This window comes from Stenotrophomonas sp. BR163, assembly GCF_047520985.2.
GTDB classification, from domain to species: domain Bacteria; phylum Pseudomonadota; class Gammaproteobacteria; order Xanthomonadales; family Xanthomonadaceae; genus Stenotrophomonas; species Stenotrophomonas sepilia.
In genome coordinates this window covers 106,645-126,776 of record NZ_JAXBRE020000009.1, presented here as the reverse complement: position 1 = coordinate 126,776, position 20,132 = coordinate 106,645, and the positions used below count along the sequence as shown (strand labels likewise).

18 protein-coding genes are annotated in these 20,132 nt (G+C 66.9%); 12 read left to right on the top strand and 6 right to left on the bottom strand.

What is annotated here, in order from left to right; genetic code table 11:
* The 3 genes from ubiA (at position 1) to ACM0PY_RS10110 (ending at position 2,923) form a co-directional block, all read left to right on the top strand.
* Positions 1 to 894, top strand: coding sequence for a 4-hydroxybenzoate octaprenyltransferase (gene ubiA, locus ACM0PY_RS10120; protein WP_005411493.1), 894 nt, complete (start codon positions 1 to 3; stop codon positions 892 to 894).
* Between the two features lie 167 nt (positions 895 to 1,061).
* Entirely contained in the window at positions 1,062 to 2,486 is a 1,425-nt protein-coding gene (locus tag ACM0PY_RS10115) for a short-chain fatty acid transporter (protein ID WP_180883726.1), read from the top strand.
* 272 nt (positions 2,487 to 2,758) lie between these two features.
* Complete coding sequence (locus ACM0PY_RS10110; protein WP_005414774.1) at positions 2,759 to 2,923, top strand: hypothetical protein; 165 nt, start codon at positions 2,759 to 2,761, stop codon at positions 2,921 to 2,923.
* Between the two features lie 54 nt (positions 2,924 to 2,977).
* Here the strand turns inward: ACM0PY_RS10110 and ACM0PY_RS10105 are convergent, their stop codons facing one another.
* Positions 2,978 to 3,604: a YiiX/YebB-like N1pC/P60 family cysteine hydrolase gene (locus tag ACM0PY_RS10105; RefSeq protein ID WP_134971373.1), complete on the bottom strand. Its 627-nt coding sequence runs from the start codon at positions 3,602 to 3,604 to the stop codon at positions 2,978 to 2,980.
* A gap of 205 nt (positions 3,605 to 3,809) precedes the next feature.
* Between ACM0PY_RS10105 and ACM0PY_RS10100 the strand changes: the two genes are divergently transcribed.
* The 4 genes from ACM0PY_RS10100 to ACM0PY_RS10085 all read left to right on the top strand — a co-directional run bounded on the left by ACM0PY_RS10100 (position 3,810) and on the right by ACM0PY_RS10085 (position 8,352).
* On the top strand, positions 3,810 to 4,334 hold the full coding sequence (locus ACM0PY_RS10100; RefSeq protein ID WP_180882389.1) for a hypothetical protein: 525 nt from the start codon (positions 3,810 to 3,812) through the stop codon (positions 4,332 to 4,334).
* Between the two features lie 52 nt (positions 4,335 to 4,386).
* A complete protein-coding gene (locus ACM0PY_RS10095) occupies positions 4,387 to 4,959 on the top strand; it encodes a hypothetical protein (protein WP_235646736.1) in 573 nt (190 codons plus the stop codon).
* A gap of 114 nt (positions 4,960 to 5,073) precedes the next feature.
* Positions 5,074 to 6,798 (top strand): peptidoglycan-binding protein, encoded by a 1,725-nt coding sequence (locus tag ACM0PY_RS10090; RefSeq protein WP_134971369.1) that lies wholly within the window; start codon positions 5,074 to 5,076, stop codon positions 6,796 to 6,798.
* Between the two features lie 141 nt (positions 6,799 to 6,939).
* A complete protein-coding gene (locus ACM0PY_RS10085) occupies positions 6,940 to 8,352 on the top strand; it encodes a TPM domain-containing protein (protein ID WP_180883728.1) in 1,413 nt (470 codons plus the stop codon).
* 1 nt (position 8,353) lies between these two features.
* On the opposite strand, the gene ACM0PY_RS10080 is transcribed toward ACM0PY_RS10085, so the two are convergent.
* Genes ACM0PY_RS10080 through ACM0PY_RS10070 form a run of 3 tightly spaced genes read right to left on the bottom strand, consistent with a single transcriptional unit; the run spans position 8,354 to position 11,000 of the window.
* Positions 8,354 to 9,025: a VOC family protein gene (locus ACM0PY_RS10080; RefSeq protein WP_180883730.1), complete on the bottom strand. Its 672-nt coding sequence runs from the start codon at positions 9,023 to 9,025 to the stop codon at positions 8,354 to 8,356.
* 54 nt (positions 9,026 to 9,079) lie between these two features.
* Complete coding sequence (locus ACM0PY_RS10075; RefSeq protein ID WP_180883732.1) at positions 9,080 to 10,159, bottom strand: alpha/beta hydrolase family protein; 1,080 nt, start codon at positions 10,157 to 10,159, stop codon at positions 9,080 to 9,082.
* Positions 10,160 to 10,172: 13 nt separating this feature from the next.
* Positions 10,173 to 11,000 carry an AraC family transcriptional regulator gene (locus tag ACM0PY_RS10070; protein ID WP_180883733.1) on the bottom strand — a complete coding sequence of 276 codons (828 nt, stop codon included), beginning with the start codon at positions 10,998 to 11,000 and terminating at the stop codon, positions 10,173 to 10,175.
* A 200-nt stretch (positions 11,001 to 11,200) separates the two neighbouring features.
* On the opposite strand from ACM0PY_RS10070, the gene ACM0PY_RS10065 reads away from it, so the two are divergent.
* The gene (locus ACM0PY_RS10065; protein WP_180883735.1) at positions 11,201 to 13,603 is read left to right on the top strand and encodes a TonB-dependent receptor domain-containing protein; all 2,403 of its coding nucleotides are present in this window, start codon (positions 11,201 to 11,203) and stop codon (positions 13,601 to 13,603) included.
* Positions 13,603 to 14,904, top strand: a complete 1,302-nt coding sequence (locus ACM0PY_RS10060; RefSeq protein WP_180883737.1) for an aminotransferase class V-fold PLP-dependent enzyme — start codon at positions 13,603 to 13,605, stop codon at positions 14,902 to 14,904. Before ACM0PY_RS10065 ends, ACM0PY_RS10060 begins: the two co-directional genes overlap by 1 nt.
* Positions 14,905 to 15,255: 351 nt before the next feature.
* Here the strand turns inward: ACM0PY_RS10060 and ACM0PY_RS10055 are convergent, their stop codons facing one another.
* The gene (locus tag ACM0PY_RS10055; protein ID WP_134971361.1) at positions 15,256 to 15,834 is read right to left on the bottom strand and encodes a DNA breaking-rejoining protein; all 579 of its coding nucleotides are present in this window, start codon (positions 15,832 to 15,834) and stop codon (positions 15,256 to 15,258) included.
* On the bottom strand, positions 15,831 to 17,597 hold the full coding sequence (locus ACM0PY_RS10050) for a S8 family serine peptidase (protein WP_180883739.1): 1,767 nt from the start codon (positions 17,595 to 17,597) through the stop codon (positions 15,831 to 15,833). The genes ACM0PY_RS10055 and ACM0PY_RS10050 overlap by 4 nt, the downstream gene beginning before the upstream one ends.
* 251 nt (positions 17,598 to 17,848) lie before the next feature.
* Between ACM0PY_RS10050 and ACM0PY_RS10045 the strand changes: the two genes are divergently transcribed.
* From ACM0PY_RS10045 to ACM0PY_RS10035, 3 genes are all read left to right on the top strand, one after another.
* Positions 17,849 to 18,259 carry a hypothetical protein gene (locus ACM0PY_RS10045; protein ID WP_235646738.1) on the top strand — a complete coding sequence of 137 codons (411 nt, stop codon included), beginning with the start codon at positions 17,849 to 17,851 and terminating at the stop codon, positions 18,257 to 18,259.
* 108 nt (positions 18,260 to 18,367) lie between these two features.
* Positions 18,368 to 18,808, top strand: coding sequence for a DUF2231 domain-containing protein (locus tag ACM0PY_RS10040; RefSeq protein WP_041863928.1), 441 nt, complete (start codon positions 18,368 to 18,370; stop codon positions 18,806 to 18,808).
* Positions 18,801 to 20,111 (top strand): PQQ-dependent sugar dehydrogenase, encoded by a 1,311-nt coding sequence (locus ACM0PY_RS10035; protein WP_180883744.1) that lies wholly within the window; start codon positions 18,801 to 18,803, stop codon positions 20,109 to 20,111. The genes ACM0PY_RS10040 and ACM0PY_RS10035 overlap by 8 nt, the downstream gene beginning before the upstream one ends.
* The last annotated feature ends 21 nt before the right edge of the window (positions 20,112 to 20,132 follow it).

Here is a 20,132-nt window from a genome sequence, read left to right as displayed (position 1 = left end):
ATGGCTGATACCCCCCTCACTTCGCCGCAGTCGCCGGCGACGCCGCGTTGGCGGCATTACTGGAGTCTGATGCGCGCTGATCGCCCGATCGGCACGTTGCTGCTGCTGTGGCCCACGTGGTGGGCGTTATGGCTGGCTGCCGGCGGCCTGCCGCCGCTGTGGACGCTGTTCGTGTTCACAGCCGGCGTGTGGCTGACCCGCTCGGCCGGTTGCGTCATCAACGACTACGCTGACCGCTGGCTCGACCCGCATGTGGAGCGCACCAAGGCGCGGCCGCTGGCCACCGGCGCGATCAGCGGTCGCGCCGCGCTGGCGCTGTTCGCCGTACTGATGCTGGTGGCCTTCGGCCTGGTGCTGACCCTGAACGGGCTGACCATCGGCCTGAGCTTCATCGGCGTGTTCCTGGCCGCCAGCTATCCGTACCTGAAGCGCTACACCCATCTGCCGCAGGTCTACCTGGGCATGTCGTTCGGCTGGGGCATCCCGATGGCGTTCGCCGCCGTGCAGGGCGAGGTGCCGATGCTGGGCTGGCTGCTGTATGCCGGCAACATCCTGTGGTCCACCGCCTACGACACCTGGTATGCCATGGTCGACCGCGAGGACGACCTGAAGATGGGCTCGCACTCCACCGCGATCCTGTTCGGCGATCTCGATCTGGTCATTCAGGGCGTGCTGTACGCGCTGTTCCTGGCCACCATGGCGCTGGTTGGCGTGCGCGGCGGGCTGGGTGGCTACTACCTGGCCGGCGTGGCCGTGGCCACCGCGCTGGTGGTGTACGAATTCTGGATCTGCCGCAACCGCGAGCGCGGCCCGTGTTTCAAGGCGTTCCTGCACAACAACTGGGTCGGCGCCGCGCTGTTCGCCGGTATCGCCGTGGACCTGGCGCTGCGCTGACCCTAGGGGTTGGTAGAGCCGGCCGCTGGCCGGCTGCACCCGTGTGTGATTCCGAGGTTGCCGGCCAGCGGCCGGCACTACCCTTCTCCGCCCCTACGACCAATAGGTGGCTGACAGCCCACACCCCACCGCCCAGAATCGATCCATCGAACCTGGGAGGGTAGGCGATGGCCTCGACGGCAGCAGTACAGGACGGCTGGATGGCGCGCGCAGCGCTGCGCTCGGCCGCCTGGGCGGAAAAGTGGTTCCCTGACGCGTACGTGTTCGCGGTGCTGGGCGTGGTCATTGTCGCGCTGGCCGCGATGGGCTTCGGTTCGACCCCGCAGGCCACCGCCAGCGCCTTCGGTGACGGCTTCTGGAGCCTGATTCCCTTCACCATGCAGATGGCCTTCGTGGTCATCGGTGGCTACGCCGTGGCCACCGCGCCGGTGGTCGCCCGCTTCATCGACTTCCTGGCCCGGGTGCCGCGCACCGGCCGCGGTGCGGTGGTATACGTGGGCCTGGTCAGCATGCTTGCCTCGCTGCTCAGCTGGGGCTTCTCGCTGGTGTTCGGTGGCCTGCTGGTCCGCGCGCTGGCCCGCCGCACCGAACTGCGCATGGACTACCGCGCGGCCGGTGCTTCGGCGTACCTCGGCCTGGGCGCAGTGTGGGCGATGGGGCTGAGCTCGTCGGCCGCACAGTTGCAGGCCAACCCGGCCAGCATGCCGCCGGGGCTGGTGGAGATCACCGGCGTATTGCCGTTCACCGAAACCATCTTCCTGTGGCAGTCGATCGCCCTGACCGCGGTGCTGATTCTGGTCTCGCTGCTGATCGCCTGGCTGACCGCGCCTGCGGCCGGCAGTGCGCGTACTGCCGAGGAGTTCCCCGGCGCTGCGCAGGCCGAGCCGGAACCGCTGCAGCGACGCACGCGCCCAGGCGAATGGCTGGAATACAGCCCGCTGCTGACCGTGCTGCTCTCGCTGCTGGCGCTCGGCTGGCTGTTCAACGAGTTCGCCAACAAGCCGGTGGTCACTGCCATCGCCAACCTCAACACCTACAACTTCCTTTTCATTTCGCTGGGCCTGCTGCTGCACTGGCGCCCGCGCAGCTTCCTCAACGCGGTGGCCAAGGCGGTGCCGAGCACCACCGGCGTGCTGATCCAGTTCCCGCTGTACGGCGGTATCGCGATGATCCTCACCCACGCCGCCGGTGGTGACGGGCAGACCCTGGCGCACCGGCTGTCGAGCCTGTTCGTGCACGTGGCCAGCACCGATTCGTTCGCGCTGGTGATGGGCATCTACTCGGCGGTGCTGGGCTTCTTCGTGCCGTCCGGTGGCGGCAAGTGGATCATCGAGGCGCCGTACGTGATGCAGGCCGCCAACGAGCTGAAGGCGCACCTGGGCTGGGCCGTGCAGGTCTACAACGCGGCCGAAGCGCTGCCGAACCTGATCAACCCGTTCTGGATGCTGCCATTGCTGGGCGTGCTGGGGCTGAAGGCACGCGACATCGTGGGCTTCACCTTCATCCAGTTGCTGGTGCACATCCCGCTGGTGCTGGGCCTGTTGTGGCTGCTGGGCATGACCCTGGCGTATGTGCCGCCGGTGATGCCGTGAGTGCAGGGCTGGCGTCCGTGCGCGAGCAGGACGCCAGCTCCGTTCAGCGCGTGTTTCCAGCAGAGCACGCCATGAATGCGCGCAGTCGGGCTGACGGCATGAGCACATGCCGAACCCATATGAATCCTTCATCGGCTTGTGCCGCAAGGGGCTTTGCCCGTTCATTCACGCGCGTACACACCAATGTAGCCGCCCACCAACGCGCGATTAACTCTCCGCTGCAGACGATGGCCCCGTCCACCGCATTCCGCGTGTGGCTTTGGAGATCGGACATGGCACAGCAGAACCAGAACCCGAACCAGAAGCAGCAGGGCCAGCAGAACCAGCAGGATCAGCAGCAGGGGCGTGGCCGCGACCAGCAGCAGCAACAGCAGCAGGAACAGCAGCAGCGCAACCAGCGCAACCAGCAACAGGGTGGGCAGGACGAGGAGGAGTGACTTCGGTACCCACTTCCTGTGATGCGCGAAGCCCCGCCCCGTGCGGGGCTTCGCTTATTCCAGCACGCCAATGCGTTGCAGCACCGGCGCTGCTGACATGTCGTTCGGGTTGGTGCCCGGCTGATCCTGCGGCACCTCCATTCCCATGGCGCGGTAGAGATCGACCCAGTGCCGTGCGATCTGCCCGGTCTTCGGGTTGCGGAAGTTCATCGGCTGCAGTGCGAACACATGGTGCGCACGGAACGCACGTTCGATGAAATCCGAACAGTAGTAGCTGTCCTCATTCAACACATACGACGTGTTGTAGGGCTTGCCCAGCATCATGCGTGCGGTCGCGATCGCATCCTTGATGGCAGCCTGCTGCGATGCGCGCAGCCGATAGACCACGACCTGCCGCTGCTTGCCTCGGGCGTCCTCGCGGAACTGATCCAGCGTCTGCCGGCGCGAGCCTTTCTCATCCGCATGCAGTAGCTCCCAGCCGTCTGGCGCCGCAGCGACCAGGGCCACGTGATCGAAGCTGGGTGCGCCCTGCTTGCCGGTGGCATCGTCGATGGCCGCGCTCAGGCCGGCATGGCCGGCGGTGACGAACAGCAGATCGCCTTCCCGGACCTCCAGCGCGGCCGCACCACCAGGCCACAGCGTTGGCAGCAGCAGGGAGAGGGCAAGCAGGAATGCGCGCATGGGGCCAGGGTCGAAGCGTGTGCGGTGGAGTCTAACGGCTGCTGCGATGACGTTGATTTCAGTATTAGTGTGATATTAGTCTCAATTCAGCATGTCGGGATATTCCTGACAGCGGATGTTGAAACTGAATTGACCGAGGCATGGCTATCCTTGCCTCCCTACCGCGCCGGAACCGCGCGCGACCGCCCGGAATCAGGAGGATCCCGTGAACCAGCTCCGCCCCGTTGCCCTGCTTGCGCTTGCCCTGGGGCTTGCGCTGTCCGGCTGCAAGCCTGCGCCCCAGGCAGCCCCCGCTGACGCCGCCGCACCGGCTCCGACCAGCACGGCCGGCGCCACGGCGCCGGCCACGCCGGTTGCCGCAGCCCCGGCAGACGCGTCTGCCAGCTGCCCCCATCCGGTCTTCGACGACTTCCTCAAGCATTTCGGCAACGAGATCGCGCTGCAGGAAACGTCCACTGCCGATCCGCTGCTGGACAGCCACATCGACAGCGAAGCCGAGCCGGAGCCACGCAAGGTGGAGGAGAAGGTGCCGCTTGCCAAGGTCGAATGGCCGGTGATGCCGGACCCGGCCACGCTGCAGCGCCAGGGCCGCGAGATGCAGGTCACCCGCCTGCCCGATGGCCAGGTACAGGTGCAGATGCGCACTCCCGATACCAGCGACCAGCAGATCTACACCTTTGCCCAGAAGCCGTGCTGGCAACTGGTCAAGCGTGAGGACGAATCGATCTGACCCCTGAGCGACCGCCTGCGAGCGGTCGTGTGATTCACCCAAGGAGCCCCGCATGCGTCTGTCTCCCGTTGCCCCCGTGCTGGCCCTGATGCTTGCTGCCTGCAGCGGCCCTGAGGCGGCTGCACCGGCGGCCCCTGCTTCCACTGACCCGGCAGCGACGCCGGCCGCACCTGCGGCTGCCGTTGCGGACCATTCCACCTCTCTTACGCTCGACGAGACCGGCATGCATATCGATTGCCAAGGCACCCGCCTGCACCTGGCGGCCCAGCCCACCCAAGACACGGACGCTTCCCGGCTGACCACGCTGGAAATTGAAAAGGACAGCGCACGCCAGGCCATTGCTGCGCCCAAGGAGATGGACGGCTATACCGCCGTTGGCCTGGCCTGCGTGCAGGACCGCAGCGGTACGCCGTACTTCGTCGTGCAGTACGGTGAACTGCCGTTCGGCTGCAGCTTCTGCGAGTGGTACTACCTGTACGACGCCAGTGGCCGCCAGTTGACCCACAGCACACCGCCGCTGCGCGGCGCGGAAGGCGAGGAGCAGGAGCCCAACAACGACGAGTACGAGAAGTTGATCGACTCGCTCGGCATCACGCACCCGGAGGTGAACTACATCGAAGACTGAGCGCAGCGGCAGGACGTCGCACGCGCGCTGTGAACGCAGCACCGCAGTACCAGAAGTACCAGGAGCAGTACCCCTTAAGGAAATCCCCCTTTTCATAGAATGGATAGCACAGACATGGCAGATATCTACCAGGACATGGTCCAGCCCCGCGGGGCGGCCTACAGCAGTGACCGCATCAAACCGTGGAGCCACTACCGCGAGCCGATCGACCAGAGCGACGGCCGCCTGCATGGCAACTCCCGCCGGTGGGGCGATGCGACCCCGGAAGTACAGTCACGGGTGATCGACACGATCATCGAGTCGGCGCGCGAGAAGGGCCTGACCCCGCGCGAAACCGCGCACGTACTGGCCATCGCCCGCGTTGAATCGGGCTTCAACCCCGATGCCGCCGCTGGCACCACCTCGGCCTCGGGCCTGGGCCAGTTCATCGACAAGACCGGCAACCACTACCACCTCAACAACCGCAACCGCTTCGACGTCGGCGCACAGTCCGACGCACTGGTTGACCATTACATCGATAACCGCACGCTGGCGCACAAGCGCGGCCAGGGTGAGGAGTACATCTACAAGTACCATCACGACGGCCCGACCCGTGATTACGGCGGCCTCGCCCTGTCTGAAAAGAAGGTGATGCCGTACGTGGACAAGTACGAGCGGTTCGTGGAGCAGCGCCTGGGACTGACCCACGGCCAGTCCCAGGGCAGCCACGCGGCCCCCGCCGTAGCTGCGGCCACGCACGCGCAGGCCAAGCCGGCAGCGGTGCATGCCGAAGGCCAGACCCGCACCTTCGAGCAGACGATGCAGGTGATGCTGCCCCCGCAGAACGGGGTCAAGCCGCACATTACCGGTGAGTTCGGCGAACACCGCGCGCACAAGCCGCACGGTGGCACCGACTTCAACTATGTCGGCGGCCAGCACGGCCGTAATCTGCAGCACCCGACCGTCAACGCGCCGATCTCCGGAACGGTGACGTTCGTCGGTGGCGACTACGGTACGGTGAAGATCAGGGATGCACAGGGCAACTCGCACGAGATCCTGCACCTGCAGTCGACCCAGGTGAAGGAAGGCCAGCCGATCAAGGCGGGTGAGCCGATCGGTACCATGGGCGGCCGTGGCCCGGGCGGTGCGGGTCAGTATGCCCAGCACGTGCATTACCAGTTGAAGGATCCGCACGGCAAGCTGCTCAGCCCGCAGGACTTCTGGGACCACGGCAAGCTGAAGGAAACCGGCAAGGGTGGCCATTCGCATGATGCCGACCACAACGGTGTGCTGCGCCAGGGGGCCAAGGGCGAGGAAGTGACTGCGCTGCAGAAGGAACTCAACCGCCTGGGCGTGCGCGACGGCCAAGGCAACCCGCTGAGCGAGGACGGCAAGTTCGGTGCCAATACCAGGGACGCACTGATCGCCTACCAGAAGCAGCACGGGCTCTCCGCCGATGGCGTGGCGGGTCCGGCGACGCTGGGCAAGCTGGCCGAAGGCCGCAGCCATGCCGAGGCGGCGCCGAAGGGGCCGCAACTGGGCGACAAGGCGCATCCGGATACGCCGCTGCACAATGCGATCCGCGGCCACATGCCGGGCATGATCTGCAACGAGATGAGCGCGCATGTGACCGCCCAGGCCAAGGCCGCGGGCATCGATTCGCCGGAAAAGCTGCAGGGGGTCACCGTGCAGGATGGCAAGGCCTTCGTCGTGGGCACCGTTCCCGGCTTCCGTACTGCGGTGGACATGACCCAGACGGCACCGAGCCTGCAGGAGACCAGCGCTGCAATGCTGGCCAAGCACGAGCCTTCGCAGCAACACGTGCAGGACGAGCAGCAACGAGTGGCCATGGGCCGTTGACCGCTGCGTGTGAAGAGGTGTGTGGTAAAGGAGGCCGGCCGGAGTAATCCGGCCGGCTTTTCCGTTCATGGGGCAAGGACATACACGGATGCCGTTTCGCATGATGCACAGCACGCCGCCAATGCAAGGCACGGCGTCCACATGAGCCGGGTGCTGCGGTGGCGCAACGCATGGCAGTGGGGAGGGCTGGCACTGCTGCTCTGCCTGTTGCCGCTGCCAGTGCTGGCGGCGGTCCCGATTCCGGCACTGGACGACCCGGTGGTGGACACCGCCAACGCGCTGTCCGCCAGCACCCGCGCCACGCTGCGCGAGCAGGCATTGCAGCTGCAGGCACGCAAAGGCGCGCAACTGCAGGTGCTGGTGGTGCCCAGTGTTGGCGATGACGGCATCGAAGCCTTTGCACAGCGTGTCTTCGACCAGTGGCAGCTGGGCCGCGCCGGTGTCGATGACGGGGTGTTGCTGCTGGTGGCGGTGCAGGACAGGCGCGTACGCATCCAGACCGGCTATGGCCTGGAAGGCACCATTCCCGATGCCTATGCCGCGCGCATCATCGACAAGGCGATCGTGCCGCGCCTGCGCGAAGGAGACCTGGACCGGGGCATGCTGGACGGCAGCAAGGTGCTGGTGGCGCTGATCGATGGCGAGCCGCTGCCGCCCGAGCAGGATTCATCCGCACGCAACCTGTTGCCAGCGGATTGGCGTACAGGGGATTCAGTCGTTGCCCTGACGTTGCTGGTGGGGTTCCTGGCCGGTCTGTGGCGATCACCGCCGCGCCTGCTGGCCACCAGGACCGAGGCCGAGTCCAGCGGTAAACGCCGTGAGCGGCGGCGCAAGGCACTGGCAGCCAATGCGGCAGTGCCCAGGCCGAACTGGCCGACCTTGCCTGCCTGGGGCAGGCCGTTGCTGGTAACGGCGGTGATGGCCGCTGGGTTGGTTTCGGCGACGCTGCTGCTGCCGCGGCATGTACTGCCTGCGCTGTTCTTCGTGTTGTTACCCGCTGTACCGGTGGCGGCACTGCTGGGGTGGTGCTGGCGTCGCAGCCGTGGTGTGCGCATCGTGCTGTGCGGCATGTTGGCCGTCAGTATCGGATTCTTTGTGGTGATGCTGGTCCGTGGTCAGTTGCCGCCCAGCCTTGCCCTGCACACGTTGCTGAACCTGGCGGTCGCCATTGCCGCCATGCTGGTGTTCTTCCTGGTGCAGGCCGGCCGCGCGCGCTGGCGGAAGAACCGCAACAGCTTCGCCGTGCGCCTGGTGGTGCTGGTGCTGTTGACCGGCGGCTATGCGCTGGGCGCGCTGCTGGCCATCGACCGGGCCAACGACGAGAACGCACGCGTGTTGGCGACGATCGTGTCCAGCGTAGGCTCGCTGTTCCTGTACTTCATCTGGGTGTTCACCCTGCTGCCCGGCGAAAAAGCACGCAGCGGACGAAGGTCGTCCCAAGGCTACCGTTCCTCGTCCAGCACCTCGTCGTCGAGTTCGTCCTCAAGCAGTTCCGGCGGCTGGTCCGGTGGTGGTGGTCGCAGCGGCGGCGGCGGCGCTTCGGGCAGCTGGTAGTTCAGGCCGCCCACACCCGCCAGCCCAGCGCGGCATCGCGCAGTTCGCCGCTGCCGCTCACATCACCCACCTGCAGCTGCACGCCCTGCGCATTGGGCAGGTCCTTCTGCTCGGGGAACCAACGACGGTCGGCGGCGACGATGATCAGCAGGCCCTCGTCGTCGCCCATCGGCGCGAACTGCGGCGACGGCGGGCTGATCGGCTGCAGGCCGAAGCGCTGGCTGGACTGTTCGCGCACCGCATCGACATCGTGACTGGGCAGGCCAACCTCGCTCAGGCAGGTCAGCTCGCTGCCATGGAACACGCCTTCGCGCGCGCTGGCCGGCAAGCGACGGCGGCCGATCAGTTCAAGGATCAGGCCGTCCGGGCCGGTGAAGTACACCGACTGCGACTGCCAGCTGCTCTCCAGCGCAAAGTAATCCAGGCCCTCAGGATTACGTTGCAGCGGGGTACGTTCGCGCAACCAGGCCATCGCCTCGCCGAAGCGTTTGTCCGGTACGTTGAAGGCCAGGTGCACGCCACCGACGGGGTGATCACCCGCCGCCTGCAGTTCGATCGTGCTCCAGCCGATGTGCACATGGTTGCCGACCACGCGCTGCTGCAGCACATCGTGGAAATACGCGGCGACGGTGGCGACGTCGGACACCGGCAGGGTGAGGTGAAGCAGGCGCATGACCGATTCTCCATGGACGCGCTCACTGTAGCGCTGGGGACTGCCCGGCGGCCACTAGCGCAGTGACTGGTTGAAGAATCGTATTGCGGCGTCCACTGCCTGCGCGTGGGTCTGCGCCTTCGGCACCGACGACCTGCACAGGTCCTGCAGCCGCCGCTGTCCGGTCGGGGTGCATGCGGCGAGGAAATCGTAATGGCCGACACCGGGCAGCGCCTGCAGTGCAGCGCCCGCAATCACCGCACGCGCAGCCTCGCCATTGGTCTGCAGTGGCGCAACCGTGTCAGCCTCGCCCAGTACGATCGACACGGGCTGTTCCAGCGAGGAGAGCTGCTCGGGCGCAAAGGCCTGCACGATTGCCGGTGCCAGCAGGAACACCGCGCGCACACCGGGAATGGCGCGCGCGTCGTTGGCGTGGGACATCCACGGCGACAGCTCGGGCGACGCCGCAGCGGCAACACGCGCCTCCATCGTGTGCGTGGCCGCTTCCTGCTGGGGCCGGCAGACGCCGTCATCCGGATGCGCCGTGCAGAAGGCCAGCAGTCGCTGCAGGTCCGGTCGCGCACCGGCCGCCACCAGTGCGGTGTAGCCGCCGGCCGAGAATCCGGCGACCCCCAGGCGCTCAGGATCGACATGGGGGCCCAGCACCGGATCGGCCTGCACAGCCGCCAGTGCGGCACGCAGGTCATCGGCGCGCAGCCAGGTCAGCACGCTGCCGGGCAGGGTCATGCTGTCAACGCCGTTGTTGCCCGGATGATCGACTGCGATCACCAGATAGCCTGCCCGCGCCAACGCGGTGCCCAGCCAGCCCATCATGCGCGCGCTGCCGCCGTTGCCATGGGAGAGCAGCAAGGTCGGCAGGCGATCACCGGCGACCGGCGCATCCTTGGACGACCGGCCGACCTCGAACAGCGGCGCGTCGGGTGGACCGATGGTCAGCACGGTCTCCCGGCTGCCTGCAGGTGCCGGATACCAGACCGTGTAGCGCAAGGCGTCGCGGCGCTCTGCGTCGCGCACGGCGGCGCTGGCCAGCGTCGTTGTGCCGTGGCGCTCGCCGGCCACCCCGCTTTCGCGAGCGGCGCCGGTGCTTGTGAACGCCATCAGCATCGCTCCCAGCACAGCAGCGGTCATGCGCATCTTCAACTCCTTGTCAGTGGGGACGGTCGTCGACGGGCAGCCAGATTTCCACGCCGCCCTGGCCGGTGTGCTCGTCGAACCGGGCGTCGTAGCGCTCCAGATCCGGCGCATCGGCGAGGCTCAGGTTGGAAGCAGGAAGATAATGATCCAGCAACCAGAACCAGGTCGAGCGGATGGCCGAGATGTGCCCGCTGTGCCAGGCCACCAGGTAGCGGCGCGCCGGGATGTCCACGCGTTGCCAGTGCGCAGGCACGCTCGGCACCGTGCTTGCCGGCAGTGCCGCGATGTAATCGAAGCCACCCTTGTCATCACTGTTGCAGCACACGCCGAAGCTGATCGGCGCCGGCGTCGGCCATTCGCGGTTGAGCTGGGCCCACTGGCCGGGAATCGCGCCGCCACTGTCGCGGGTATGCCGCATGCCGATGCCGGCCACCTGGAACGCGGGCGTTTCAAGCAGGCGGGGCGCTTCAATGCAGGCGGACGGGGCCTCGTCCACGCGGATCGCCTGCACCAGCGCCAGCCCATCGGTGCCCTGTTCGCGTACCCGCTCCGGCGTCTGTCCGAACTGTTCGCTGAAGGCACGCGTGAAGGCGGCATGGGTGGTATAGCCGGCCCCCAGTGCCACCTGCAGGATGTCGCCGGCGCCGTTGGCCAACTGCTGCGCGGCAGCGGTCAGGCGGCGCCCGCGCAGGTAGCGCACCACCGAGGTGCCGGTGCGGGCCTGGAACAGGCGCGACAGATGGAATGGCGACAGGCCGGCCGCAGCGGCAATGTCGGCCAGCGCCAAGGGCTGGTCCGCATGGGTTTCGATGTACCACAACGCCTTGCCTGCCGCGCTCATCCTGCCGCTCCCCGGATCCAATGCCGGCACAGTAGCGGATCGGCAGGCGCGGCGTTTAGCAGTTCTTGCGCCTGTGCGGATTCAAGCTGTCGCACTGACGTCATGCCTCCTTCACAGATCGCGCCGAGACTGCGCGCCTTGTCCAGGCCTGCGCTACCCCCGCAGGTGCTGGCCCTGCCGCGTCCTCCCGGAGCCCTGCCGTGCATCGTTCGAAGCTTTCGCGTTCCATCCTCCTTGCCCTTTGCATGGCCAGCGCAGGAGGCGCGATCGCAGCGGAGGCCGATGCGGTCGATGCCGCAGGCGGCAGCCGCGCCGCACCCACCCAGCTCGATGCGATGCTGGTCACCGGCACCCGCGCGTCCAACCGCACCCAGTTCGAAACGCTGGCGCCGGTGGACGTGTTCAGCAAGGAAGACATCAGGTCCGTCGAATCCACCGACCTGAAGGACGTGCTGGCGCAGCTGGTGCCATCATTCGTGGTACAGCGCCTGCCGATGGCGGACGGCCAGGTGTTCGTGCGTCCGGCCACCCTGCGTGGCCTGTCGCCGGACCAGACCCTGGTGCTGGTCAACGGTCGCCGCTTCCACCGCAGCGCGCTGCTCGGCAACCGCGGTGCACAGGCGGCCGACCTGGCGCAGATTCCGACCAGTGCGATCAAGCGCATCGAGGTGCTGCGCGATGGCGCGTCGGCGCAGTACGGCTCGGACGCCATCGCCGGTGTCATCAACATCATCCTCGAGGATGGCCCGGGTAGCGAGATCACCGCCGGCTATTCGCAGTACGCGCAGGGCGACGGTGCCTCGCGCGACTTCAGTGCGCGCACCGGCTGGTCGCTGGGCGACTATGGCAGCCTGGTGCTGTTCGCCGAATCGTCCAACTCCGACGCTACCTCGCGCACGCGCCAGCGCCCGGACGCGATCGCCTTCCAGGCTGCACATCCGGAACTGGACGTGCCCAATCCGGTGCAACGCTGGGGCCAGCCGGAGCTGGAAAGCCGCCGCGTCGGCTTCAATGTGAAGGCCAATGCCAGCGAGACGCTGGAGTTCTATGCCTTCGGCCTGTACAGCCACAGCGATGGCGTCAGTGATTTCAACTGGCGCAACCCGGACACTACCACCGGTGCGTACCGCACCACCGCCATCTTCCCGGGCTGGAACCTGCGCTCGCTGTATCCGGTCGGCTTCAGCCCGCAGTACGGCAACGTCCAGAACGACCTGCAGCTGGTCGGTGGCCTGCGCGGCGAGATCACGCCCAAGCTGCGCTGGGATGTCAGCGCCTCGTATGGCCGCAACGCCATCGACTACAGCTTGAAGAACTCGATCAATGCCTCGCTCGGCCCGGCCAGCCCGACCGCGTTCGATCTTGGCCGCCTGACCCAGACCGAGAAGAACGCCAACGCAGACTTCAACTACGAGTGGGACGTGGCCGCGCTGTCCCAGCCGGTCAACGTCGCCTTCGGTGGCGAGTTCCGCCAGGAGACCTACCAGGTGCGTGCCGGCGACCCGGCCTCGTACGCGGTGGGTCCGGGCGCTGCGGCGGGCCTGGAGGCCAATTCCAATGGCGCGCCCGGCTTCTCGGCCAGCCAGGCCGGGCAGTGGAGCCAGCGCAGCAAGGCCGCCTACGTGGACATGGAAGTACCGCTGGGCGAGCGCTGGAGCATCGGTGCAGCCGGCCGCTACGAGGACTTCTCCAGCTTCGGCAGCACGCTGGACGGCAAGCTCTCGGCGCGCTTCGCGATCACCCCGGACGTGGCCCTGCGCGGTACCGTGTCCAGCGGCTTCCGTGCGCCGACGCCGGCGCAGCTCAATACCACCAGCACCACCCAGGGGTTGGATACGCGCACGCTGCAGATCTTCACCAGTGGCCGTCTGTCGCCGAACGATCCGCTGGCGCAGCTGCTCGGCGCCAGGCCGCTGAAGCCGGAACAATCGCGTACCGCGTCGCTGGGCCTGACCTGGCGCACCGACCTGGGCCTGTCCGGCTCGGTGGATGTCTACCAGATCAAGCTCAGCGACCGCTTCAGCCAGTCGGCCAGTTTCGCCATTCCGGCCGGTACGCCCAATCCGCTGGGCTATACCTCGGTGAACTATTTCACCAACGACTTCGATACCACCACTACCGGCGTGGACGTGGTCGGCAACTACCTGCGCGATCTCGGCGCCGGCCGCATGACGCTGACCCTGGCCTACAACTACAACCGCACCCGCGTGGACAACGGCAGCACCTCGGTGGCCACCAACGAGACCCAGCGCGTGCTGTTCGAGGATCGCCTGCCCGAGCACAAGGGCAGCCTGACCGGCAGCTGGGACATCGGCGCCTGGTCGCTGATGGCACGCATGCGCTACTACGGCGCCTGGACCGATTCCAGCGGCAATGCAGTGGGCGATATCTACCAGCGCTTCGGCGCGATGAGCTTCCTCGACCTGGCCGTCGGCTATCGCATCAACGAACATCACAGCCTGCGCGTCGGTGCCGACAACGTATTCGACCGCTATCCGGACGAAGCCACCTTCCAGGCCAGCCGCGGCCTGATCTACTCGCGCAACGCGCCATACGACACCGACGGTGCCAACCTGTACGCACAGTACCGGCTGAGCTTCTGATGGACGCGGCCCGCCGCTCCCTGTTGCGTGCCGGCACCTTGCTGCCGGCCGCAGCCGCACTTTCTTCACTGCCGGCCATGGCTGCCACGCGTTACGCTGCGTCCATGCAGATTCCCGCAACGACCGCGGCGCCGGACGTGCTGGCCCGCGATGAAAACTACTGGGCCGCCGTGGCCAGCCACTTCGATGTCACCGACGAAGTGAACCATCTGGAGAACGGCTACTGGGGCGCGATGGGCCGCGAGACACTGGCCAGCTACCAGCGCCACACCGCGGAAGTGAACCGAGGCAATGCCTGGTATGGCCGCCGTGAGTTCCCGGCGCAGTACATGGCGGCGCAGCGGCAGGTGGCCGAACTGCTGGGCGTGGGCGCCGACGAGATCGCACTCACCCGCGGTGCCACCGAGGCGATGCTGGCGCTGATCGGCGGCTACAACCGCCTGCAGCCCGGCGACCAGGTGCTGTACGCCGATATCGACTACGACAGCATGATCGGCGCGATGCGCTGGCTGCAGCAGCGCCGCGGCGTGCAGGCCGAACGCATCGCGCTGCCGGCAGTGCCCGACCATGCGCAGATCCTGCAGGCCTACGAGGCCACGTTCGCGCGGCTGCCTCGCCTGAAACTGGTGCTGCTGACCCAGGTCAGCCATCGCCATGGACTGGTGCTGCCGGTGGCCGAAATCGCCGAACGTGCGCGCGCACGCGGCATCGACGTGATCGTTGATGCCGCACACGGGTTTGGCCAGATCGACTACGCGGTGCCGCAGCTCAAGGCCGATTTCGTTGGCATCAACCTGCACAAGTGGATCGGTGCGCCGGTCGGCGTCGGCGCGATGTATGTGCGCAAGGGCCGCGTTGCGGACCTGGACCCGTACATGGGCGAGACCGACGATGGCCGCGTGGGCAGCCGTGTGCACACCGGCACGGTCAACTTCGCCGCTTACCTGGCGCTGCCGGAAGCGATCGCGCTGCACCAGCGCATCGGCGCGGCCAACAAGCAGGCGCGCCTGCGCTACCTGCGCGAGCGCTGGACCGTCCCTGCGCGGCAGATGGCGCATATCGAAGTGCTGTCGTCGCCTGATCCGGCGCTGGCCAGCGCATTGGCCAGCTTCCGCCTGCGCGGGCGCACCTCGGTAGAACAGAATCAGGCACTGCAGAAGCGCTTGCTGGATGAGCATCGGATCTTCACCACCCATCGCGATGGCCTGGAGTCGGGTGCCTGCGTGCGGGTGACACCGTCGGTGTTCACCCGGCCGGCGCAGATGGATGCGCTGGTGCAGGCTCTCGCGGCCCTGGTCTGACCCTGCTTTGGTAGGTGCCAACCTTGGTTGGCACATTCCCACTGTGCGGTGAAACCTTCCGCCGGCCAGCGGCCGGCACTACCGACCGGGTGGGGGCCGACCGTGGGACGGCACATCACCCTGCTTTGGTAGGTGCCAACCTTGGTTGGCACATTCCAACCGCACCGGGGAATCGTCCGCCGGGCAGCGGTTACCGCTCGATCGCCGGCAGCGCGTTCGACAGCAACCGGTCAATCCTTCCGTTGATGCAGAACTGTAGTGCCGAACATCGTCTGAGCTCTACAGTCGCAACGCACACCAATCCCCCGGCCGGCCAGGAGAGCCAACCGGCCAGGGGCACCACTCAACGCCTTACTTGGTCTCTTCCCACTGCACCACGTCCGGCTCGGTGGCGCGGATACCGGCGGTGGACAGCAGCTTGGTGGTCGCATCCAGCGCAGCGTTTACCGACGGGTACTCCACGATGGCCTGGCCCGACGCCCTGGAGACCTTCACCACGGTACCGCCAGTGGCGGCGGCTGCGCGCTGGGCCGAGGCTGCATCGGTGAAGAACACCTTGACCCGCGACGTCGCCACCACCGGCGCGCCGTCACGGGAGACCGCCGCCGCGAACTTGCCGGCGCCGGCATCGGCAGGTGCCGCCGTTGCGCCATCCAGCGAACGCTTGGTACGCGAGCTGGTGGTCGCCGCCGCCTGCGGGGTGATCGTGAACTGGCCGCCGCTGGCCTGCTTCACGGTGGCCGAGGGGGACAGCTGGAAACGCGTGCCGCCCACATCGAACGTGCGGCCGGTAGCGGAGGCCTTCAGTTCCTGCGCATCCACGGTCGACAGGGTCCTGGCTGGAGGGGTCTGCCCCGAGCTCTGCGCCCAGGCAGGGGAGGTCATCGCCGCGAAGGCGAGCGTGCTCAACAGAATGGTCTTCATCATCAGTGCCCCAGAACGCGGATCTTGAAGAACTCGAGGTTGCCGCGCGATGCTGCGGTCGCGGCCTGCCCCATGTCGGTGACTTCCAGCGTCCAGGTGCCGCTGGCATTCTCATCCAGGAAGGCATTGCTGGACAGCAGGTCCCAGCTGGTGAAATTGCTCTGCGCGCCACCCGTGCCCGAACCGATCGCGGTGAACGCCGGTTGCACCACGCTGCGGGTGCCGCTGGGCGACACAAGCACGAACTGCAGCTGGCGCGTGTTGCGGTGGTTGACCCGGAAGCCCAGCTGCACGCTTTCGATGTTGCGCGCGCCGTTGGCCAACTGGAAGGTCAGGCGTGCGGCGGCGGCCGAGGTGTTGCCGATGGCCACGGTACGCGTGGTGGTGCGCCAGCCGCTGTCGACCAGCGCACCGAGCGACTGGAAGTTCTCGGCCACCTGCACTGCACGTGCAGCGTTGACCACGCCGAAGCCATACCAGTTGCTGTAGGCACGGCCGGCGGCATTCACCGTCCAGCCCGGCACCAGCGTGCGCCCGTCGGCCAGCGTCACCGCCGGCTGGTTCGGGTGGTTGCGCGTGGCGGTGGTGGCCAGGATGTACTTCACATCGCGATAGGACAGGTTCGGATTGGCTTCCAGCACCAGTGCCGCCACGCCCGATACCATCGGCGCCGACGCCGAAGTGCCGTTCATCTTGGCGGTGTAGTTGCAGGTGCTGTCGATGGCCGACAGGTTGCTGTCCAGGGTGTTCTGGCGGTTGGTGTTCTTGTTGCTGCCCTGCGCGCACCCGGTCACGTCGGTGGTGACGATGGCCGGGTCGTACGCGCGTGCCACCAGGCCGGGCGCGTACTGCGCCTGCAGGCCGTACTCACCACCAAAGGCCGAAACCCACAGGGCCGAGCCGGTGGAGGAGTAAGACGAGCGCACGCCATCGGCGCGCACCGCGCCTACGGTGATCACGTTGAACAGGTTGTTGCGCGGATCACGGCCGGCCGGCACGCAGCCGGTGTTGCGGTTCTTGGTGTCGGTGGTGCAGACATCCTGGGTCTGGCTGATCGAGGCATTGTTGAAGTTGTTGCCGGCCGACTTCACGTAGATGCCGCCGCGGCCACCGCGCGTCCCCGACAGTGCCTGCTCGTACGAACGAATCGTGTTTTCGCTGTACGCCAGCGGCAGGTTCGGATTGCCCGGGCCGGCGCCCCAGCTGTTGTTGAACACCTGCACGTCGGCCGATTCCGCGCCGTCCCACCAGGCGTACTCGATGTTGCTCTGCTGGTTGCCCAGCGCCGAGCGCGAAATCGGGTTGAAGCCCTTCAGCGTCGCCGCCGGGGCCACACCGCGCACGCCCAGGTTGTTGGCGCCCACCGCACCGGCGATACCGCCGACCATGGTGCCGTGGTTGTCGACATCGGGATTGGTCGGGGTGGGGTTGTTCGAGCCATTGGTGAAGTTCTTGCCGGCTACAGCGGCCACGTTGGCCGCCAGGTCCGGGTGCGCGATCTGCAGGCCGTCGTCGACGATGGCGATGGTGACGCCCTGGCCACGGATGCCATTGCGGAACAGGCCATCCACGTTCAGGTCGTTGCCTGCCACCGGCAGTGTGTCAGCCGGGACCGTCTGCCCGGTGTTGAGCAGGTGCCACTGGATTCCCGCCAGTGGATCGGCCTGTTGGGCCTGGGCGGTGACGGCCAGGCTGCCCAGTACCAGGGCAGTGGCTAGGGCCAGGCGCGCGGAGCGCGGTGGCGCGGTGCGTTGCGTGTGTCGCTTCATACACGAATCCTTCTGTTGTGAATCGGCATGGCAGGACGGCGGGGCGGATCTGCCCCATCGCAACGAGCCAAACGCGACACAACGAACAACCCCCTACCTCTTCACACCCGCAATGTGCGAATGTGCCAATTGCGTCACAAACACTTAGTACGTCAAGTTATGACGGGGCACTCGAATGCCTTCACGCCATCATCGCGTGCTCGCTTCGAGGTACGGGAAACGTGGGTAATCGCATGCAGGTGAAGTCACACATGAAGAAGGCACGCCAGCGTGCCCGTGCACGCGCGGACCAGACTCCGCTCTCGGTTGCCGCCATCCGCAAGGTGGTGCTGTCCGTGCATACGCGCAGCCACGACTATGGCGACGATGCCGATATTGCCGAGTTGCTGCCCGAGCTGGCAGCCTTCGGCATCACCACGGTGAAACCGCTGCGCCTGTTGATGAAGAAGCACCGTCGCGCGCTGCTGCAGGAGGAACGGATCGTAATGCGACGCGCAGAGACACTGCACCTGCTGGCTGAGGATGGTCCCTGTGGCATCGATGTACACGCCAACACCAGCTACTACGCCATCGGCGGCCTGGTCCGCACCAGCATGGAACACGAATTCGGCTTCGAGACGATGCTGCCCTTCCACGAGGTGCGCGAGGACGAGTCCGCGTAGCGCGGTGCCTGCCCGGTGGGTGTGGAAGCCCCGCCGGGGCATCATCGCGCGCCCTCACATCGCGCTGTGCTACTACAGCCCGTGCACCCTTCCGCACGGAGCACGATGATGGTCAATCCGCTCGCCCAGGCCCATCGCGGCCTCGGCACCACACTGTTCAGCCTGTTGAACCCGATACCCTTCGGTTTCTTCGTCGGCGCACTGATCTTCGACGCGATCTACCTCAACAGCGCCGAGGTGATGTGGGGCAAGGCCGCCGCCTGGCTGATCACCTTCGGCCTGCTGATCGCCATCGTGCCGCGCCTGATCAACCTGTTCGCGGTCTGGCGCCGCAACGGCACGGCCACCCGCATCGACCGCATCGACTTCTTCCTCAACCTGGTCGCGGTAGTGCTGGCCATCTGGAACGCCTTCGTGCACAGCCGTGATGCGTACGCCGTTGCGGTGCCCGGCACGATCCTGTCGGCGTTGACCGTGGCCCTGATCGCCCTGGGCCTGATCCTGCTGTCACTGCAGCCGCCGGTGCTGCAGGGAGGTCGTCATGGCTAAGCACATCCTGCCCACCGTGGGCGCCCTGGCGCTGGCCGTGATGCTGTCGGCCTGCGCCGGCAAGGCTGAATACCATCCCGCCGATCAGTCGGGCCCGCAGCCGCCGCTGCCCAAGCCGGCCAACTTCCTGATGCCGCCGATGCAGGTGCCCAAGGGCGTCGGCTGGGCTGATGGGCAGACCCCCACGGTGGCCGAGGGCCTGAAGATCGAGCGCATCGCCGCCAACCTGCAGCATCCGCGGCGCCTGCTGACCCTGCCCAATGGCGATGTACTGGTGGTGGAAGGCAACGGCCCCGGCGAAGAACCGGTCACCACGCCCAAGCAGTGGATTGCCGGCAAGGTCAAAGCGCGCTCGGGCAAGGCCGGCAAGGGCGGGAACCGGGTCACCCTGCTGCGCCGCACGCCGGGAACGAGCACGTGGACCCAGCATGTCTACATCGAGGGCCTGCATTCGCCGTTCGGCATCCAGCTGATCGGCGACACGCTGTACGTGGCCAACACCGGCAACATCATGCAGTACCACTACGTGCCCGGCGAAACCCGCATGTCGGACAAGGGCCGCGAGTTCACCGACCTGCCCAGCACCATCAACCACCACTGGACCAAGGAACTGCTGGCCAGCCGTGATGGCCGCAAGCTGTATGTGGGCGTGGGCTCCAACAGCAACATCACCGAGAACGGCCTGGCCGTCGAATACCGCCGTGCGGTGGTGCTGGAAGTGGACGTGGCCACCCGCGGCAGCCGCATCTACGCCTCGGGCATCCGCAACCCGACCGGGCTGGACTGGGAGCCGAGCACTGGCCAGCTGTGGGCCGTGGCCAACGAGCGTGATGAGATCGGTGCCGACCTGGTGCCTGACTACCTCACCTCGGTGAAGGAGGATGGCTTCTACGGCTGGCCCTACAGCTACTACGGGCAGCACGTGGACGAACGCGTGCAGCCGCAGCGGCCGGACCTGGTGGCCAAGGCAATCGTGCCGGACTACGCCATCGGCTCGCACGTGGCACCACTGGGCCTGCTGTTCTACACCGGCCAGGCGCTGCCGACGCAGTACCACGGCGGTGCCTTCATCGGCGAGCACGGCAGCTGGGACCGTTCACCGCTGAGCGGCTACGAAGTGGTGTATGTACCGTTCAAGGACGGCAAGCCGACCGGGCGCCCGCAGACCGTGGTGAGCGGCTTTGCCTCAAAGGACGAGAAGACCCTGATGGGCGCACCGGTGGGCATGGCCATGGACGCCGAGGGCGCGCTGCTGGTGGCCGACGACGTGGGCGACGTGGTGTGGCGGGTGTCGGCCAAGTAGTTCTGTAGAGCCGAGCCATGC

Excerpts from the sequence above, each read along its gene's own strand:
- ubiA (WP_005411493.1), top strand. The coding sequence starts at position 1 with ATGGCTGATACCCCCCTCACTTCGCCGCAGTCGCCGGCGACGCCGCGT.
- ACM0PY_RS10115 (WP_180883726.1), top strand. The coding sequence starts at position 1,062 with ATGGCCTCGACGGCAGCAGTACAGGACGGCTGGATGGCGCGCGCAGCG.
- ACM0PY_RS10110 (WP_005414774.1), top strand. The coding sequence starts at position 2,759 with ATGGCACAGCAGAACCAGAACCCGAACCAGAAGCAGCAGGGCCAGCAG.
- ACM0PY_RS10105 (WP_134971373.1), bottom strand. The coding sequence starts at position 3,604 with ATGCGCGCATTCCTGCTTGCCCTCTCCCTGCTGCTGCCAACGCTGTGG.
- ACM0PY_RS10095 (WP_235646736.1), top strand. The coding sequence starts at position 4,387 with ATGCGTCTGTCTCCCGTTGCCCCCGTGCTGGCCCTGATGCTTGCTGCC.
- ACM0PY_RS10090 (WP_134971369.1), top strand. The coding sequence starts at position 5,074 with ATGGCAGATATCTACCAGGACATGGTCCAGCCCCGCGGGGCGGCCTAC.
- ACM0PY_RS10085 (WP_180883728.1), top strand. The coding sequence starts at position 6,940 with ATGAGCCGGGTGCTGCGGTGGCGCAACGCATGGCAGTGGGGAGGGCTG.
- ACM0PY_RS10080 (WP_180883730.1), bottom strand. The coding sequence starts at position 9,025 with ATGCGCCTGCTTCACCTCACCCTGCCGGTGTCCGACGTCGCCACCGTC.
- ACM0PY_RS10075 (WP_180883732.1), bottom strand. The coding sequence starts at position 10,159 with ATGCGCATGACCGCTGCTGTGCTGGGAGCGATGCTGATGGCGTTCACA.
- ACM0PY_RS10070 (WP_180883733.1), bottom strand. The coding sequence starts at position 11,000 with ATGAGCGCGGCAGGCAAGGCGTTGTGGTACATCGAAACCCATGCGGAC.
- ACM0PY_RS10060 (WP_180883737.1), top strand. The coding sequence starts at position 13,603 with ATGGACGCGGCCCGCCGCTCCCTGTTGCGTGCCGGCACCTTGCTGCCG.
- ACM0PY_RS10050 (WP_180883739.1), bottom strand. The coding sequence starts at position 17,597 with ATGAAGCGACACACGCAACGCACCGCGCCACCGCGCTCCGCGCGCCTG.
- ACM0PY_RS10045 (WP_235646738.1), top strand. The coding sequence starts at position 17,849 with ATGAAGAAGGCACGCCAGCGTGCCCGTGCACGCGCGGACCAGACTCCG.
- ACM0PY_RS10040 (WP_041863928.1), top strand. The coding sequence starts at position 18,368 with ATGGTCAATCCGCTCGCCCAGGCCCATCGCGGCCTCGGCACCACACTG.
- ACM0PY_RS10035 (WP_180883744.1), top strand. The coding sequence starts at position 18,801 with ATGGCTAAGCACATCCTGCCCACCGTGGGCGCCCTGGCGCTGGCCGTG.